Origin of the sequence: Chitinophaga sp. CF118, from assembly GCF_900112615.1 — a bacterium.
Lineage (GTDB): Bacteria > Bacteroidota > Bacteroidia > Chitinophagales > Chitinophagaceae > Chitinophaga.
In genome coordinates this window covers 80,392-101,383 of record NZ_FOMK01000016.1, presented here as the reverse complement: position 1 = coordinate 101,383, position 20,992 = coordinate 80,392, and the positions used below count along the sequence as shown (strand labels likewise).

General features: G+C 42.3%; 6 protein-coding genes. All 6 read left to right on the top strand.

All coding sequences use genetic code 11. From position 1 onward, the window contains the following. Positions 1 to 3,564: non-ribosomal peptide synthetase (locus tag BM176_RS31755; protein ID WP_143097978.1), on the top strand; the 3,564-nt coding region annotated here is incomplete at its 5' end. 20 nt (positions 3,565 to 3,584) lie between these two features. After that, the gene (locus tag BM176_RS31750; protein ID WP_090108445.1) at positions 3,585 to 4,559 is read left to right on the top strand and encodes a TauD/TfdA family dioxygenase; all 975 of its coding nucleotides are present in this window, start codon (positions 3,585 to 3,587) and stop codon (positions 4,557 to 4,559) included. Positions 4,560 to 4,596: 37 nt separating this feature from the next. Continuing rightward, entirely contained in the window at positions 4,597 to 7,947 is a 3,351-nt protein-coding gene (locus BM176_RS31745) for a non-ribosomal peptide synthetase (RefSeq protein WP_090108444.1), read from the top strand. Positions 7,948 to 7,950: 3 nt separating this feature from the next. Further along, positions 7,951 to 13,539 carry a non-ribosomal peptide synthetase gene (locus tag BM176_RS31740; RefSeq protein WP_090108443.1) on the top strand — a complete coding sequence of 1,863 codons (5,589 nt, stop codon included), beginning with the start codon at positions 7,951 to 7,953 and terminating at the stop codon, positions 13,537 to 13,539. Continuing rightward, complete coding sequence (locus BM176_RS31735) at positions 13,533 to 19,313, top strand: non-ribosomal peptide synthetase (protein WP_090108442.1); 5,781 nt, start codon at positions 13,533 to 13,535, stop codon at positions 19,311 to 19,313. Before BM176_RS31740 ends, BM176_RS31735 begins: the two co-directional genes overlap by 7 nt. A gap of 18 nt (positions 19,314 to 19,331) precedes the next feature. Next, entirely contained in the window at positions 19,332 to 20,948 is a 1,617-nt protein-coding gene (locus BM176_RS31730; protein WP_090108441.1) for an MBL fold metallo-hydrolase, read from the top strand. Positions 20,949 to 20,992: the final 44 nt, after the last annotated feature.

The following is a 20,992-nucleotide window of genomic DNA, read 5'->3' as shown; positions in this document are numbered from 1 at the left end:
GTAAGTGAGCTGCGTGCCTGGTTGGGTAAAAAGCTGCCTAACTACATGTTGCCTGCTTATTACAAACAGCTGGATAAAATGCCACAGCTGGCCAATGGCAAAACCAACAAGAAAGCGTTGCGTACAATGATAGGTGCCGGTATGTCTTCCGGAGTGGAATTTGTAGCCCCCCGCAATGAGATAGAATCAAAACTGGTAGAGATCTGGGAAGAGATTCTACAAAGGGATAAAATTGGCATAAAGGATAACTTTTTTGACCTGGGAGGCCATAGCCTGAAGGCAATCCGACTGGCAAGCCGCATCCATATGGTGTTGGAAGTAAAACTGAGCCTGAAGGAGTTATTTACAAGAGCTATCCTGGAAGAACAGGCACAGTTAATACAGCAGACAAGAAAGTCGACCTATAACCAGATCTGCGCGGCTAGTGTTCAAACAGGCTATCCATTGTCTTCTGCCCAGCGCAGAATATGGATCATGAGTCAATTCGAAGAAGCCAGGATTGCCTATAATATGCCGGGAGTATATGAGTTTGAAGGTGAACTGGATAACACTGCACTGGAATATGCATTTAATGCATTATTGAACCGGCATGAAAGCCTCAGAACGGTGTTTCGTGAAAATGAGCAGAAAGAGATCCGGCAGTTTATCTGCGATACTGCAGATACCGGATTCTGTATTTGTCATCATGACCTCAGGAATGAGCAGGAACAGGAAGAGATGGTCAGGAAGGCAGTGCAGGAAGAGTTCAGCAAACCCTTTGACCTTGTAAATGGTCCATTGATCCGCGCGAACTTATACCAGGTAGAAGCGCATAAATGGATCTTTACTTATACCCTGCATCATATAATAAGCGATGCATGGTCCATGGGTGTCCTGATCAGGGAACTTTTGCAGTTCTATAAACAGGAAGATGCTTCACTATCACCATTACGGATTCATTATAAAGATTATGCCGCCTGGCAGCAGGAGTACCTGAATAGTCCGCCTATGGAGCAGCACAAAGACTACTGGCTTAAACAATATGAAGGTGAATTGCCAGTGTTGGCACTGGCGGGTGATAAACCCCGTCCTGAGGTGAAAACTTATAACGGCAGGTTGGTGTCTAAACGCTTCCGGCCATCCCTGAATGCGAAGTTCAGGTCTCTGTTACAGGAAGAGCGCAGTACGCTGTTTATGGGCCTGTTGGCAGTCGTTAATGCGTTGTTATATAAATATACCGGTCAGGAAGATATTATCGTGGGTAGCCCGGTAGCAGGAAGAGAACACGAAGATCTTGAAAATCAGATCGGATTTTATGTAAGTACGCTGGCATTAAGAACAAGATTTAGCGGAGAAGCCAGTTACAGGGAATTATTAAAACAGGTAAAACAGGTAACGCTCAACGGTTATGAACATCAGGCATATCCTTTCGATGAATTGGTAGATGCCCTTAATCTTCAACGCGACAGAAGCCGCAATCCGCTGTTTGATCTATGGGTCGTATTACAGAACAATGAGGCCGGCACAACAGACAAACAAACGGAGCCGGGCAACTTAACCGTAAAAGGTTACCGGAACGCTGAATATCCGCTTTGCCGGTTTGACCTCCACTTCAACTTTATTGAAAATGGAGACGACCTGCAGCTGAACATCATCTACAACAAAGATATCTACGAAGAAAGTTCCGCAATGCAGTTTGCCAGCCACCTGGAACAGTTGCTGGAGGTAATGGTTGAACAGGCAGATATGCCTGTCAGCAGGGTACAGTTCTTAACGGAAACTGAAAAACAGCAGCTGATAACAGGATGTGCTAATGTGCAGATGGATGTCCCTGAAAATAAAACGATCACTGCACTGTTTGAAGAACAGGTATTGAAAACACCGGGTAATACTGCGCTTGTATCTGAAAACAGATCGCTCACTTACCAGGCACTGAATGAAAAGGCCAATCGCTTTGCGCGTTATTTGCGGGAACATTATGATATAAAGAACAACGACCGCATAGGTATAAAACTCGAACGCAGTGAGTGGGTGATAATAGCAATGCTTGGTATACTGAAATCCGGCGGCGCATATGTTCCCATAGATCCGGAGTATCCGGCAGAGAGGATCTCTTATATGGTGTCGGATAGTGGATGTAAAGTATTGGTAGATGAAGAGCTGGTAGGAGCATTCAGGATGGTGGAAAAGAGCCTTTCTATCGACAATCTGCCTTCAACCGGGACTCCCACTGATATGGCCTATGTTATTTATACATCGGGTTCTACCGGACAACCAAAAGGAGTAATGATCAGTCATGCTTCACTGGTGGATTATTCCCATGGTATTATCAGCAGAACAAATGTGAGGGACTGTAACAGCTTCGGATTGGTATCTACCATCGCTGCGGATCTTGGCAACACGGTTATTTATACTTCCCTGTTAATAGGTGGGGCGCTTCATATCTTTTCAGCAATAGACGTAATGAATCCTGAAAAGATGGCTGCAGTAAAGCTGGACTGTATAAAAATTGTTCCATCCCACTGGAAAGCATTGCAGACAAAACATACATTATTTGCACCTGCCAGATGCCTCATATTCGGTGGAGAACAATTAACAGGGGATATCATCACTACCATCAAACAACAGCAGGGAACATGCAAAGTGTTTAACCACTATGGCCCCTCTGAAACTACGATCGGAAAGCTTGCAAAACATATTGATCCGGATGATCCGAAAATATCACTGGGCACCCCGATCGGTAATAGCTACATCTACATCCTGGATAATTACCTGAATATGGTGCCAGCCGGAGTAGCAGGAGAAATTCATATTGGCGGAAACGGACTGGCCATCGGTTATTTAAACCGGCCGGAACTAACTGCCGGAAAATTCATTCCCGATCCATTCAGAAAAGAAGGACGCCTGTACAAAACCGGTGATCTGGGAAGATTGCTAAAGGATGGAAGTATTGCATTTATCGGTCGCAAAGATGATCAGGTAAAAATAAGAGGATTCAGAATTGAGCTGGGAGAAATAGAAAATACAATACAACAGTTTGAAGGGATTACTTCCTCCGTAGTATTGGCCAGGGAAGATGAAGCAGGAGAGAAACAACTGGTATCTTATATCGTGAGTAAAGACTCGGTAGATCTGTCAGCATTACGCAACTACTTAAATGCAAAACTGCCGGATTACATGATCCCCGCATTCTATATGCAGATAGCGCAACTGCCATTGACAGCCAATGGTAAAATAGATAAGAAGATGTTGCCTGCTCCGGATGCCATGGAAGTAAAAAGAAGCAGTGCTTATCTGCCCGCCGGTAATGAAACAGAAGAGAAATTAGTAGCTATCTGGAGTGATGTTTTAGGTGTGGACGCAGAGAATATCAGCATACGGGATAACTTCTTTGCCCTGGGTGGACATAGTCTGAAAGCAATCAGGATCGTATTGAGAATACATGAGCAGTTTGATGTGGAAGTAGATATGACAGACTTTTTCAATGAACCCACTATTGAAGCACTTGCAACGGAAATCGATAATGCGATATGGCTCAGGCAATCATCAGGGAATGGATTAATCGCTGATAAAACAGTTGTATAACACAAATAAAACCTGAAATAATGAATACAAATATTGTTATTGAATCCTTTAATAAGGATGAACAAGTGGTAAATGTGATCAAACCTGAATATGGTGGCAATTGTGATCTGTCAACCCTTTTAACCTTTTTGCAGGAAAATAAAGAAAAGATAAATGAGCTGCTTCTTAGCAATGGCGCATTACTTTTCAGAGGGTTTGCCATCAATACCCGGGAAGAATTCCTACTGGTAAAAGAAACTTACGCAGGGGTGTCACATTTTAATTATGTAGATGGTAATTCTCCAAGAACAAAATTGACTACTGCTATTTATACTTCTACAGAATACCCCAAAGAATACAGCATTTCTCTTCATAACGAAATGTCCTATTCCAATAAATGGCCGAACGTACTTTTCTTCTATTGCTTCATCCCCGCAGAAGAAGGAGGAGAAACGCCTATCGTGGATTGCAGGTATATCCTGAAAAAGTTCAACCCGGACCTCGTCAGTAATTTTGAGGAGAAAGGCGTAAAATATACACGTTATCTGAGTGGATCAAAAGGAGTTGGCAAAAGCTGGATGGATACTTTTGAAACAAATGATAAGGCGGTGATAGAACAATACTGCCAGGAGAATAATATTGAATACTTCTGGGAAGGAGATGCTATTTTCCTTAGCCAGCAAGGTTATGGTATTGCAACACATCCTGCCACGCAGGAAAAGGTATGGTTTAACCAGGCTAACCAGTTCCATCCATCCGGATTACCGGAAGAAATATATAAAGGTCTGAAACTGATGCACGCCAGGAAAAAACATCGCTTCCCACAATATGCTTTTTATGGCAATGGCGAGGAAATCTCCGAACAATACCTCAAAGAGATCACAGATCTCCAGTTTGATCACGCCATAAAGTTTAAATGGGAAAAGGGTGATGTATTAATGCTCGATAATATGCTGATGGCGCATGGTAGAATGCCTTTTAAAGGTGACCGGAAAATTTATGTCAGCATGTGCTGATCCGGGCTATTAAAATAACCTCCCCACAAATCTTTTTATGAAAGACGTTAAATCAATAATAACAGCGTTGAGGAAATCAAACGTGCAGTTGTCATTAAATGGTGACAACATCGCTATCGATTCCTTTGGCGGGCAGTTGGGTGATGATGCATTAGCAGAGATCCGGCTCAATAAAGACAGGATAGTAGCGTATTTAAAAAGAAACCTTAATAATACTGCATTTAACCGCATACTGCCTGCCAGCGCAGCGGCTCACTATCCGTTATCTCCCTCACAGCGCCGGTTATGGGTATTAAGTCAGTTTGAAGGAGGTAATGCCGCTTATAACATCCCCAAGGTATATGTGTTTGAAGGAATACTGAATAATGCAGTATTGGAAAACTGCTTCAGGAAATTAATAGCACGACATGAAATTCTGCGTACTATATTCCGTGAGGATGAGCAGGGAGAGATCAGGCAGTTTATTCTTGCTCCCGACGCAGCCATGTTTGCAATAAGATACCTGGATCTTCGCACAGAAAATAATCATGAAGAGCAATTAGAGGAACTATTACACGAAGAGTTTACAAGTGCGTTCGATCTGTCATGCGGTCCTTTATTACGTGCCGGTTTATTCCAGGTGGAGGATCATAAATGGGTGTTTACCTATGTGATGCACCATATCATCAGCGATGGCTGGTCAATGGATGTATTGATGAGAGAGTTGCTGTTATTGTATAACGCACATCTCAATGGTGAAACCGATCCATTATCTCCATTAGCCATCCAATACAAGGATTTTACCAGCTGGCAACAGGAAGCATTGACTGGCAAAGACCTGAAAGGACACCAGTCGTACTGGTTAAAACAGTTTGAAGGCAGCCTGCCTGTACTGGAATTTCCTTCAGACAAGATGCGTCCCCCTGTAAAAACATATAATGGTGGTGCGGTAACCCGGCTGATTAATGCAGACCTGAGCTATCGTCTTAAGGAATATTGCCAGTCGCAGGACAGTACCCTGTTCATGGGTTTACTGGCGGTGATCAATACGGTTTTATTTAAATACACCAGCCAGGAAGATCTGATTATCGGCAGTCCAGTGGCAGGAAGAGAACATATCGACCTGGAAAACCAGATCGGTTTTTATGCCAATACACTGGCCTTAAGAACACGTTTCAAAGGGAGTGACAGCTTCCGTGAGCTGCTGCAACGTGTAAAAGACGTCACCCTGGGCGGTTACAGGCACCAGGCGTACCCTTTTGATGAGTTGGTGGATACACTACACCTCAAACGGAATCAGAGCCGTAGCGCCTTATTTGACGTGATGCTGGTTGTACAGCAAACCGATGGCCGTGGCACAACCGGTCAGCAATTAGGAGACCTGAAAGCCAGTCGTTATACCAAAGGAGAACAGACAAACAGTAAGTTCGATCTGACCTTCTATGTTGGTGATAGCGGTAAGGGCCTGGGTATGGGGATTGAATACAACAGTGATATCTATAACAAGTCAACAATAGAGCGTTTATCCGCACATGTTGAACAGTTGTTAACAGCAGTGATGGATCAACCTGAAATAGCTATTGACACACTGGACTATTTAAGTGGAACTGAAAGAAATACATTACTGATAGATTTTAACAGTACATCAGACTTTTTCGCCAACAGTAAATCTATTGTTGCACTGTTTGAAGAACAGGCAGTTGCCACCCCCGATAATGTAGCGGTTGTTTTTGAAAACACCTCGCTTACTTATCGTGAACTAAATGAATGCGCTAACCAGTTAGCAGCTTACCTGCGGGATCGTTACAAAAGTGACCTTGCAGGTATCAAACAGGAACGCAGTGAATGGATGATCATCTCGATTTTAGGTGTACTGAAATCGGGTAGTGCTTATGTACCTATTGATCTGAGTTATCCGCAGGATCGTATTGACTACCTGATGAGTGACAGCGGTTGTAAGGTATTGCTGGATGATGCGGAGATCAGCCGGTTTGCGGAAGTAAGGCACTATTACAGCAAAGAGAATTTAAACGTACCACATACTCCGGATGACCTGGCTTATGTGATCTATACCTCCGGTTCCACCGGGTTGCCAAAAGGTTGTGCCATCACTCATAGCAACCTGACCGGTTATATCCAATGGGCCAGCAGTTATTACTTTGAAACCCCTGATGTAAATTTTGGATTATATACGTCGTTGTCTTTTGACTTAACGGTAACAAGTATCTTCTGCCCCTTGATACTGGGAGGGAAGTTATATGTATATCCCCAGCAGGACGATATCTCCACTATCCTGGCTCATAGTTTCAGGGGGGAGAGTTTTATCAACAACATCAAACTGACACCCTCTCACATCAGTATCTTAAAACACCTGCAAATAAAAAGTGATGCTATTCAACATGCAATAGTGGGAGGTGAACAGGTGACTACAGAACAGGTAAGCATCCTTAAAAATATTAACCCAGGTATTAGAATATACAATGAATACGGCCCAACAGAAACCACTGTAGGCTGCATCATAGAAGAATTGCACGAACAGCAACCGATATTGATAGGTAAACCGATTGCCGCTACCCGGATTTATATCCTTGACGAAAAGCAAGGTTTATGTCCTGTAGGAGTACCGGGAGAGATCTGCATAGCAGGATCAGGCGTGGGACGTGAATATTTAAACAAACCAATACTGACTGCTGCAAAGTTTGTAACAGACCCTTTCATGAAAGGTGAACGGATGTACAAAACGGGAGATGTAGGGAGATGGTTACCAGATGGCAGGATCGAATATATTGGTCGTAAAGATGACCAGGTAAAGATCCGTGGTTATCGTATTGAGTTAGGAGAGATAGAGAGTGCCCTGATCCAACACCCATTTATAGATACCGCTTCGGTGATCTGCCGGATGAATGCAGAAGGAGAGAAAGAACTGGTGGCTTATATAACGGGTGAAGATGCTACAGAGATCCGCCAGCATTTAAACAACCTGTTACCGGCGTACATGATCCCTACTCACTTTGTACAGCTGGATGCATTGCCCTTAACCGTTAACGGTAAAGTGGATAAGAAGGCATTACCTGACCCTGAAGGTTTATCGCTGACTACTACAGTCGCTTATGAAGCACCCCGTAATGAAACAGAAGAGAAGCTGGTGTTAATCTGGCAGGAGATCCTTGGTAAAGATAGAATAGGGATCAAAGATAATTTCTTTGACCTGGGAGGCCACAGCCTGAAAGCAATGCAGTTACTGGCCCACATCCACAGGGAATTTGATATTAAGATCCGGTTAGGAGACCTGTTTAATAAAGCCACTATTGAAGATGTCAGCAAAGACATTACCAGGAAAGCCTGGATTAAAAAAGGTACGGAAGAAAATAACGTCAATGTAGATTCTGATAACAACTTTATACTTTAAACCATGATTGAAGTACTCATCGACAAATTATTAGCGCTCAATATCAACATTGAGTTAATTGAAGAGGATAAGTTAAAAATACATACTGATATCAGCAAAATACCAGCAGCGCTGTTAGCAGAAATAAAACTTGCCAAACAGGACCTTGTTAAATACCTCAAAGAGAATCGTACCAGTAGTAGTTTTCAGGAAATTCCCAATGCTCCGCAACAACAGAACTACCCTTTATCTTCTTCGCAAAAAAGATTATGGTTGCTGAGTCAGTTGGCAGATGGAAATGTAGCGTATAATATTCCAGGTACTTATGTATTTGAAGGTGAACTTGATGTAAAAGCCTTAGAGCATACCTTATTCACATTACTTGGCCGTCATGAAATTCTGTGCACTGTATTTAAGGAAGATGAAACAGGTGAGGTAAGGCAGTTTATTAATACTGTGGGGAATACCGGCTTTACATTAAAGCAGTTTGATCTGCGGCAATCAGCAACATCAATAGATGCTTTATTATTGGAAGAAATGGTGAAACCATTTAATCTCGCCAATGGACCTTTGCTTCGCACTACTCTATATAGGTTGGCAGATAATAAATGGATATTCAGTTATGTCATGCATCACATTATCAGCGATGCATGGTCAATGGATATATTAATAAAGGAATTGTTCCAGATATATAATAAAGATACTAACCACCTGAAACCACTGCGTATTCAATATAAGGATTATGCCACCTGGCAACAGGCACAGTTAAGCGTGGATGAATCAAAAAAACACCGTGCTTACTGGCTGAACCAATTTGCAGGAGAACTGCCTGTACTGGACATGCAAGGCGACAAACCACGTCCTGCTATCCAGACATTTAACGGAGAACGCATCAGCAAAAGCCTGGGGCTGCAGGTGAGTAAGGGAATACTGGAGCTTAGCCAGGAACAGGGTAGTACCTTGTTTATGACTTTGCTGGCAGCTGTTAACGCATTGCTATATAAATACACAAACCAGGTAGACATCGTTATTGGTAGTCCTACTGCCGGCAGAGAACATACAGACCTGGAAAACCAGATAGGTTTTTATATCAACACACTGGCATTAAGATCACAGTTTAAAGCAGGAGATAGCTTTGAAGCACTGCTCAATACTGTAAAAGAAGTCACCCTGCAGGCATATGAACATCAGGCTTATCCGTTTGATCAGCTGGTGGACGAATTGCAACTGAGAAGAGACAGAAGCCGGAATGCTTTGTTTGATGTGGCCATGACGTTACAAACAGGGTCAACCATGCAAACCAATGGTTCCATGAACATGGACAAATTACAGGTGAGCAGATACCACGGCAAGGGCAATCTGATTTGCAAATTCGATCTCTTATTTGTTTTTGTACAGTCGGGAGAAGAACTGTTTGTTAACATAGAATACAATAAAGACATTTATACAAAGGCAACAGCAGAGCGCCTCGCCGGTAACCTTACAAAATTACTGGACAATATTATCCGGTATCCAGGTAAGCCAATCAACGAGCTGGATTGTTTAAATGAAGTTGAAAAACAACAATTGTTATCAGGATTTAATAACACCGGTACTACTTACCCTGATAAAACAATTGTTCGTTTGTTTGAAGAACAGGCTGCTGCAAATCCAGATCTGACAGCAGTTGTATCAGGAGATACAAAACTCACCTATAGAGAACTGGACGAAAAATCAAACCAGTTAGCCCATTATTTAAGAAAACATTACGACGTACAGCCGGATCAGCTGATAGGTATTATGCTGGACAGATCAGATAAACTGATCATCAGCATACTGGGTATCCTGAAAGCAGGAGCCGCTTATGTGCCAATAGACGTTAGCTACCCGTTGCCCCGGAAAGAATTTATTATCAGGGAAACAGCTTTAAACGTGCTGATTACACAAGCCGATTTTATGTTTGACCTTGTATGTTATACCGGCAATTTACTCGCCATAGATATCCAGCTGGATACACTTGATACGCCTGTATCTTCTTGCGGTGTAATGGTGGCTCCAGACAGCCTTGCATATGTTATCTACACTTCCGGATCAACCGGTAATCCGAAAGGAGTGATGATAGAACATACTACGATTGCCAACACCATCTTTTCTCAAAAAGAAATATTTGATATACAGGTGGCGGAAAGAGGATTGCAGTTTGCTTCTGCTTCTTTTGATGCATCCGTTTCTGAAATATTTATCATTTTAACTGCCGGTGGCACATTGTATATTATCAATGACGCGGATAAAAAAGACCCGGAATTGCTACTGCAATTCATAAATGATAGTGAAATTTCTATTGCCACTATACCACCCGCATTTCTGCAGTTGATGGAGATAGAGAAAATACAGACATTAAAAAAGCTCATCACCGCCGGTGAGGCCGCTATAAAAAACAGTGTTGATAGTTATTCTTCCATTGGTGATTATTTTAATGCTTATGGTCCTACAGAATCGAGTATTTGTGCTACTGTTCTTAAAATAAACAAGGGTACCATTACAGATAATAAGAATGTTCCTATAGGCAGCCCGATTGCCAACACACAGATTTATATATTAAATGACGGGTTGGACATGGTGCCTGTTGGAGTAGCAGGTGAGATTTGCATCGGTGGCGGCGGATTGGCAAGAGGATACCTGCATAATGAGCAATTGACAGACCTGAAGTTTGCAAACAATCCCTTTAAAGCCGGAACGCGCATTTATAAAACCGGCGATTTAGGCCGCTGGTTGCCAGATGGGAATATTGAGTTTTTAGGTCGTAAGGACAACCAGGTAAAAATCAACGGATACCGCATTGAACTGGACGAAATCCCGTTTGTATTGCTGAATGAAAAGATCGTTAAAGAGGCTGTAGCCGCTGTGAAACAGGATAGCGGAGGCAATAAGGACCTGGTACTGTACTATGTGCCTGATGAGGAAACGGGCTACACGGCTAATAAAATTGCAGAAAATAAGGAGAAAGGGTTGCCTGGAAGAGCGGTGTTATTCCCATTGCAGAATGGACTGAGTGCATATGCTTATAATAAGTCTGAAGTAGAATTGTTATTCGAAGAAATATTTACTGATAGCGTTTACATAAAATACGGTATTACAATTCCGGATAACGCTTGTGTGGTGGATATAGGTGCCAATATCGGGATGTTCTCCGTATACGCAAATAAAGTAGCAAAGGGTGTTAAGGTGTATGCCTTCGAACCTCTTCCTCCTATCTATTCCTTACTGGAATTAAATGCATCCCTTTATCCCGGTGATATCAACATCTTTAATATAGGTATTTCCAATAAGGCAGAAACAGCGTCCTTTACCTACTTTCCCGGTTCTACAGCACTCTCCAGCAGGTATGCAGAAACGGAAAATGTAAAAGATACGGTAAGGAAATTTATACATAATAAAGAGCAGGCAAAGGAAGAAGATGTAACTGCGTCTGAACTGGACGAATTGTTGGAGAACCACCTGCAGCATCAACAGTTTGAATGTAAACTGGAAACACTCTCCCAGGTAATAGCAGCAAATAATATTGAAAGAATTGATCTGTTGAAAATTGATGTGGAAAAAGGAGAGTGGGATGTGCTGCAGGGAATAACGGATGAAGACTGGAAAAAGATCCGGCAGGTAGTATTGGAAATACATGATATCAATAACAGGCTGGAACTGATTAATACATTGCTTGTAAAACATGGATTTAACACCTTTATCGATCAGCCGGCAGATTTGCTGGGAACGGAATTGTATAATGTATATGCTATCCATGCGGATGTAGTTGCCGGTGAAACACCAGCAGTACCTGAGTTTTACAGCCCTGAAAAATTAAAAGAACGAATCAGGAATACACTGGCTGCCCATTTACCATCTTACATGATGCCGGGACATTTTATGCAGCTGACGGCATTGCCTTTGACAGCAAGTGGTAAAGTAGATAAAAAGAAGCTGCCCGCTCCTGAAACAGAACAGGGGATGAGTAACGCTTACACTGCACCGGGTAATGAAGCGGAACAACAACTGGTGGCAGTATTTGAGGAAGTATTGAAAAAACACCCGATAGGTATTCAGGATGACTTTTTTGGATTAGGAGGAGATTCTATCAAGTCCATCCAGATTGTATCCCGCCTAAAACAACGTGGATATACACTCACCATCCAGGATGTAATGTCTTATCCGGTAATAGCAGCTTTGGCAGAACGTGTGAGCCTCGTAAGCCGTACTACAGATCAGGGACTTGTGGAGGGAATTATTCCTATGACTCCTGTACAGGCTGCATTCTTCCAGAGCGGTATAATCGATAAGCATCATTTTAACCAATCCGTTTTATTATATAGCAGGGAATCACTTTCCACAGCAGGATTAACCGCAGCACTGGATAAACTGGTACTGCATCACGATGCATTGCGCATGGTATACCGGGAGAGTGATGCCGGTTGGATACAGGAAAATAAAGGTGCTGATCAGGGTTACACACTGGAGATCATAGAAGATGATCAGTTTATAACGCACTGTGAGCGTATCCAGTCAACCATCAATTTAACAGACGGCCCATTATTCAGAGTAGCATTGTTCCGCGGTGCATCCGGCGACCGCCTGATGATGGTTGCACATCACCTTGTTGTAGATGCGGTATCCTGGCGTATCATATTTGAAGATTTATCGGATCTGTATCAGCAATACCTGGCAGGTGAATCTCTCCTTCTTCCTTTAAAAACAGACTCTTTCAGATACTGGCAGGAAAAACAATCTGCTTATGCATTGAGCGAAACATTGCTGGCAGAAGATAAATACTGGTCTTCGGTAGAATCACTCATGATAGAACCGCTGCCGGTAGATTATCCGGAGGGAAGTAATTCGATGAAAGATATTGCTTCGACTGCCTTTACACTGGACGAAGAAGCCACCACACGCCTGTTGACCCAATGTTACAAAGCCTATCATACGGAGATCAACGATATTCTGCTGACGGGACTGAGTCTTGCGCTGAATGATGTATTCAACCTGGATAATGTGCTGGTAAGACTGGAAGGCCATGGCCGTGAAGACATTGGCACAGACGCAGACATCACACGTACTGTTGGCTGGTTTACAACTACCTACCCGGTAGTCTTTGATATGCGTTACAGCGATGACATTACCCGGCAGTTGATAGAGGTAAAAGAGAGTCTTCACAGAGTGCCCAATAAAGGGATCGGTTATGGTATACTGCGTTACCTCGCAGGTAAGCCTTACACGCTGAATCCGCAGGTTTCTTTCAACTACCTGGGCGACTTTGGATCAGGTGTGGAAACAAAACAGGGCGATCAGATATTTGAGTTCTCGGGAGAATACCACGGCAAAGGATTTTCTGAAAATATGCAGCGGGAAGGTGTGCTGGAAATATCCGGCAAGGTGATACAGGGCCGTATACGACTGGCTATCGGGTATAGTAAACAGCAATACGATGCAGCTACAGTCAGGGAACTGACGCAAGCCTATCAGCAAAGACTGGAAGCCTTGATTGAGGTGTTGTCTACAGAAGCAGACGTGCATCTCAGCCCGGTTGATTTAACATACAAAGATTTAAGTATTGATCAGTTGGAAAAATTAAATAAACTGTTATGCTAGAAGATGTATATTTTTTAAGCCCTTTGCAGGAAGGACTATATTACCATTGGTTAAGTGCTCCTGCATCCCAGGCTTATGTAGAACAAACCTGTTATCAGGTAAAAGGCCATTTTAATATAGCAATATTAGAAAAAAGCTACCAGGAGCTGGTTACCCGCCATGCTATATTAAGAACTTTCTTTACACAGGAAATAGGTGACAGGCCACTGCAGATAGTAAAGAAGACGGTAGACAGCGCTTTCAGCTATCTTGACTTTTCCGGAAATATTGCAGATTTCAAAGCTGCAGACCGGGCAAAGGGATTTGATCTGCACGCAGGTTCTCAGATGCGTTTAACCGTACTTGGATTAGGAGAAGATACCTATGAGTTTATATGGAGCTTCCATCATATCCTCATGGATGGATGGTGTTGTAGTATTCTCATTAATGATTTTTTCCGGTTTTATATAGCAATGATTAACGGAAAAATGCCTGTATTACCAAGTGTTTATCCTTATTCCAGTTATATTTCCTGGCTAAGTAAAATAGATAAAGAAAAAACAATCGCATACTGGCAGGACCATTTGACAGGATATGATGCCGTGAATACCTTGCAGAAAAAGGTTGCTAACGAAAATAAAGAATATGTTAAGCAGGAAAGAAGGATTGTATTTAAAGGAGCTGTAAGGCAGTCCATAGCCTCTCTGTGTATTGCTGCCGGTGTAACGGAAAGCACCTTTATTCAAACCGCATGGGGCATCCTGCTTGGCAGGTATAACAATACCAGTGATGTTGTATTTGGTTCCATCGTATCGGGCCGTCCTGCAGAACTGGAAGGAATAGAGAATATGATCGGCCTGTTCATCAATACCATCCCCGTAAGGATTCAATATAATCCGGAAACAACTGGTAGGGAATTGCTGAAAGCAGTACATCTGGCAGCCGTGGAAGGAATGCCGCACCATTATGTACAACTGGCCGAAATACAATCAGGAATAGCCTCCGGCAGTAATTTATTTGATCATATCCTTTCATTTGAAAATTTCCCGGTGCAGGAAAGGGTGGAAAAAAGTGTCACACAGGAAGAAAATAAAACCAAGACCACATTATTGTCTACCAGCTTTTTTGAACTGTCTAATTATGACTTCGCAATAAATGCAAGTGCGGGCGAAACAATTACTATCAAATTTACTTACAATGTAAACGCTTTCGAAGAAACAAGGATTAACGAGATGCAGCAACAGCTGGCCCGGCTGATAGAAAATTTAGTGCAGGCTCCTGATAGCCTGGTACATGAGATAGATTATCTGAGTCTGGAAGAAAAACTTCAGTTGCAGACAGCCTTGAATAATACAGCAGTGGATTATCCCCGGAACAAGACCATTGTAAGCCTGTTTGAAGAACAGGTAGAGAAAACACCCAATAATATTGCGCTTGTATTTGAAAATACCAGGCTTACCTACAGGGAGCTGAATGAAAAAGCAAATCAGCTGGCCGCATATCTTCGCCAACAATATGATATCCGGCCGGATGATCTGGCAGGCATAAAACTGGAACGCAGTGAGTGGATGGTTATTACTATACTGGGTGTTATAAAAAGCGGAGGAGCCTATATGCCTGTAGACCCGCAATATCCACAGGAACGCATAGATTTTATGCTCGCAGATAGCAGGTGCAAAGTGTTGATAGATGATAGGGAGCTGCATGTATTTATGGAGGTAGCAGAATGTTATGATAGGACCAATCCTGCACTGATCAACAAACCTGCTGACCTTGCATATGTAATTTATACTTCCGGTACCACCGGTAAGCCCAAAGGAACCTTAATAGAACACCGGAATGTAGTTAGGTTATTTAAGAATGAAAAATCATTGTTTGATTTCAGGAGCGATGATACATGGACAATGTTTCATTCCTTCTGCTTCGACCTTTCTGTATGGGAAATGTACGGTGCCTTACTTTTTGGAGGTAAACTAATTGTAATCCCGGCGTTGACTGCAATAGATCCTGTTGCTTATCTTGAAGTATTAGGCAGGGAAAAAGTAACAATACTTAACCAGACACCTTCTTCTTTTTATAATTTAATCAAACAGAATGTCAGCCTGCAATTGCGCTATGTTAATTTTGGAGGGGAAGCATTGAATCCCCGCAAACTGAAAGAATGGAATGCCAGGTATCCTGATACAAAAATACTGAACCTGTATGGTCCAACGGAAACCACCATGTGTGTGACCTATAAGGAAATAACCACCTCAGATATTGAAAGCAATATCAGTAATATAGGCAAACCTCTTCCTACCGTTAGCTTGTATGTACTCGATCAGCAACAACACCTCGTACCGGTAGGTACTCCCGGGGAGTTATATATTGGAGGGGAAGGCGTGGCCAGGGGATATTTAAACAGACCGGAACTAACCAGCCAGCGATTTATACCCAATTCGTTTACCGGGGGGACATTATATCGCTCCGGTGATAGCGTAAGAATTCTACCCAATGGAGAACTGGAATATATTGGCCGTATTGATAACCAGGTAAAGATCAAGGGATATAGGATCGAATTGGGCGAAATTGAAAATGTGCTGTTAAATACTGATAAAATAGAGGCAGCAGTAGTCTGTACACAAAAAAATGATAAAAACGAGAATTACCTGGTTGCTTATGTAGTAAGCAAGGAACCGCTAAAAACGCTGGAACTGAGGCAGGCTCTGTCAGATAAGCTGCCATCTTATATGCTGCCGGAGAATTTTGTACAACTGGAAACATTGCCATTGACTTCCAATGGTAAAGTAGATAAAAAGAGACTATTGGCCATGGCCGGCCTGGAACTCAACACCGGCATTACTTATGTTGCGCCGGGCAACGAAATAGAGCAGCAACTGGTAGCTGTATTTGAAGAAGTACTGAAAAAAGAACAGGTAGGTATAAAGGATGACTTCTTTATATTGGGAGGAGACTCTATCAAGTCTATCCAGATTGTATCCCGTTTAAAACAACGGGGATATACGCTCACCATTCAGGATGTGATGTTGTATCCTGTTATATCTGCACTTGCAGAACATGTGAACCTTGTCAATCGTACAGCAGATCAGGGCCTTGCAGAGGGTTTCATCCCGATGACACCCATACAGGCCGCTTTTTTCCAGAGTGAGATGATCAATAAACACCATCTTAACCAATCCGTTTTATTATATAGCAAAGAGCAGATTTCATCAGCAGGACTAACCGCCGCATTGGACAAACTGATACTGCATCATGATGCGTTACGTATGGTGTACAGAAAGAGCAATTCAGGATGGATACAGGAAAATAAGGGTGCAGATCAGGGGTATTCCTTTGAGGTCATAGAAGAGGCTGATAATACCCAATTTATAGCAGACTGTGAACGTATCCAGTCAACCTTCGATTTAACAACCGGCCCGCTGTTTAAGGCTGCGTTGTTCCGTGGGGAATCCGGTGACCGTCTCCTGCTGGTTGCGCACCACCTGGTGGTTGATGCCGTATCCTGGCGTATTATATTCGAAGATCTGTCAGATCTCTATCAGCAATACCTGACAGGGCAGCCTCTCCATCTGCCATTAAAAACAGATTCTTTCCAATACTGGCAGGAAAAGCAGGCAGCCTATGCGTTGAGCGAAACACTGGAAGAGGAAGACAAGTACTGGTCTGCTATAGAATCTGTTGTTATAGACACCTTGCCAGTAGATTATCCAGAAGGTAGTAACCTGATGAAAGATGCGGCCTCCTGTATGCTTTCACTGGATGAAGATACCACCAGGCAACTACTAACCGAATGTTATAAAACCCATCAGACAGAGATCAACGATATCCTGCTCACAGGTTTAAGCCTTGCGCTTAACGATGTGTTTCATCTTAAAAATGTGCTGATTAAACTGGAAGGCCACGGTCGTGAGGACATTGGTACAGACATAGATATCACGCGCACTGTGGGTTGGTTTACGACTACCCATCCTGTTGTATTTGACATGAGTCAAAAGGATGATGTTGTCCGGCAGTTGATAGCAATAAAAGAGAACCTGCACAGTGTGCCAAATAAAGGTATAGGTTATGGTATATTACGTTACCTGGGTGGTAAGCCATATGTATTGAACCCGCAGATTTCCTTCAACTACCTGGGTGATTTTGGTTCAGGGGTTGAAACAACACAAGGCGATAAAATATTTGAATTTTCAGGAGAATACCACGGCAAAGGATGTCCGGACGATATGCCACGGGAAGCAGTGCTGGAAGTAAACGGTATGGTGGTAAACAATAAAATGGGCGTAAGTATCCGTTACAGCAGCCAACAATACGATGCTGTTACTATCGAAACACTGAAGACTGCTTATCAGCAGCGCATGGAAGCTCTGATAATGCTTTTGTCGGTAGGAGAGAAGGTGGAAAAAACAGCCAACATGCTGCCTGCTTCTTACAATCAACTGTTTTATGTGGCTCCCTGGGAAGTGAAAAGCCGGGTGGTAGTATCAACTTATGAATATGAACATCTGGACATACCGGCATTTAATGCAGCAATACAACAACTGATAACACGGCATGAAATCTTAAGAACCGTATTTATAAAAGCAGATGGTATCTTACAACAACAGATACTGTCTGCTGAAACCCTGAAATTCGAGCCAATTGAATGCATCCCTTTGGAATCTGAAAATGAGTGGCAGAAAATTACAGATGAAGCACTATTCAGTAAATTCAATCTGGATACTTTTCCCCTTATCAGAGTAAATATCTATAAACCGGAACAAGGTAAATACCAGGTTTTATTTACACTGCATCATATCATTACAGACGGATATTCCAAAGGATTGCTGCAAAAGGAATTAATGCAGCTATATAACGAAAATCTGCAGGGAAGTACATCTGTGCTTCAACAGCCTGGCTTCCATTACCGCGATTTTACCAGCTGGCAGCGTAACTTTTTGTATTCACAACAAGGTGAAAAACTTAAACGATACTGGTTAACAAAACTTGATGGCTTTAAACTGGTATTAGAATTCCCGTCTTCCCGTAAGCATATTACAGAAGATGATTTGAGTATAAGAAGTACCAGTGTATTACATGGAGTATTATATGAAAAGCTGAATGAGTATGCTCAAAAGAATAACCTCACACGTTCGGCAGTATTGATGGGTACATTGACGCTTTTATTAAATAAGATGACGGATGAAGATGATATAACAGTTGGTACAGCTGTTTCCGGAAGGAATTCCCGGCATTTCGGTGAACTGGATATCAGCAGATCAATCGGTTATTTTGCAAACGTTTTGTTGGTGCGCAACCGCATAGATCATGAGATGCAGGTAACTGATTATCTGCAAAACGTACAGCAATGTTTTCTCGAAGACCTCAACTATGGAGATTATCCGTTTACCAAACTGGTGGAGGAACTTCCAGGGTTAAACATCTCCCGAAGGTTTTTAGATGACATCGTTTTTTATAATTATCATAATTATGATCATTATAAAAATGCAGTATACCAGATCAGTGAAGCTGTTGAAGATACCGTTCCTACGCAATGTAATTTTGGATTAACGGTTACAGAGTTTAAGAATTGTTTCAGACTGGAGCTTATGTTTAACCCACATTTGTTTGATGCTGCACAAAGGAACGAAATACAGGAACACTATTTTTCTATACTGGAACAGATAGTATATATCCCGGGATTAATGACGGCAAACATCACCGTTGACATGGACGGCTGCCAGAAAGGATGCCGGACATGTAAAGCCTGCAGCCAGCGTAAGGTACAGGAAGAGGTAAGTAATCATTTTATTTTATAATCATAAAACTCATTGTATATGAACGGTAATAATTGTTGGTACCTGAAACCAAATGTAATTATTGAACCCCTGATAGAGGGATGGTATGCCTGGTCTCACCTTATTTCTCCTGCTACTGCAGCGATGAATGTGGTAGGAAGACATCTGAAGATCATGAATTCATACATTCAGTCGCCAGAAATTCACGCTGCTGCTGTATTAAACCCTAAAATGCTGGGAGGTCCCTTTATGGATTATAAAGGAGGTCGTGTAGATGAAGTGAAAAAGCTGAGAGATGAAACCTTGGCAAATCAGGCTACTTCTATTCAGCTGGCAGCAGCGATTGTAGAACTGGACAAGATGCTTAAGACTAATGCAAAGGGTTATTCGCTGGAAGTGTTGTATGATAAAGTACCGGAAATTCTGAAAGGATATGTAGAGCTTATATACGACCTCAACAACAATCCATCTTACCGTTTCTTTGAGCCGCTCTTGTATAAAAGCAAATTTTACAATAAAGCATCCCAGAGTATTGCGCTGTGGTTAACGGATAATGACGAGCGTCCTTTCTGTTTAAGTACACCAAGACTGGACGATCCTAATATATTACAGCTTAATATTCCGTTGGACAGCCCCGCAATAGATGATTTAAGCAGAATGAAAAGAAATGCGGGATCTATTGACGAAATAGCGGCCAAACTGGGTATTCCGGATGAACAACGGCATCTTTTTGATTCCTTCTTTACAAAACAAGAACATCCAAGATACAGGAAGTATGAAGGTCCTAAAGCAAGGATGCGTTATTTTGGTCATGCCTGTATCCTGGTAGAAACAGCGGAAGTAAGTATCCTGGTTGATCCGTTGATCAGCTATTACGGATATGAATCCAGTGTAGTACATTTTTCTGATATTGATCTGCCTGATGTGATTGACTATGTATTAATCACCCATAACCATCAGGATCATATTCTGTTTGAAACCCTGCTGCCACTGCGCCATAAAATAAAGAACATCATCGTTCCCAGAACTACTGGTGGTTTATTACAGGATCCTAACCTGAAACTGGTTTTCAATAATTTAGGATTTGAAAATGTGATTGAAATAGATGAAATGGAGGAAATCCGCTTCAGGAACTGTTCTATCACAGGGGTACCCTTTACCGGAGAACATTCCGATCTGAATATTCAGGCCAAAACCTGTTTCCATGTTGCTATTGATCAGTTTAAATTCTTATTTGCTGCTGATTCAAGAATTCTCGAATCAAAAATATATGAACATGTATATGATTCTCTGGGTGATATTGACGTTGTCTTTTTAGGAATGGAATGCGAAGGGGCGCCACTTTCATGGTTATACGGACCTTTGCTGACAGAAGACCTTGCACGGGATAAAGATCAGTCAAGACGGTTGTCCGGTTCTGACTTTGAAAAAGGAATGCACCTGGTAAATATTTTTCATCCCAGGGAAGTGTATGTATATGCAATGGGGCAGGAGCCCTGGCTGGAATTCATCAGCAGCCTGAAATATACAGAAGAATCAAAGCCTATTGTTCAATCAGATAAACTGGTAGCAGAGTGTCATAAACGTGGCATTATTGCAGAACGGTTATTTGGAGAGAAGGAACTGTTATATGAGTATGAAGCGGTGCCTGCATAAGACGCATTAAGAAAAAGGTATTCAACGGATGCTGATAGTGACTC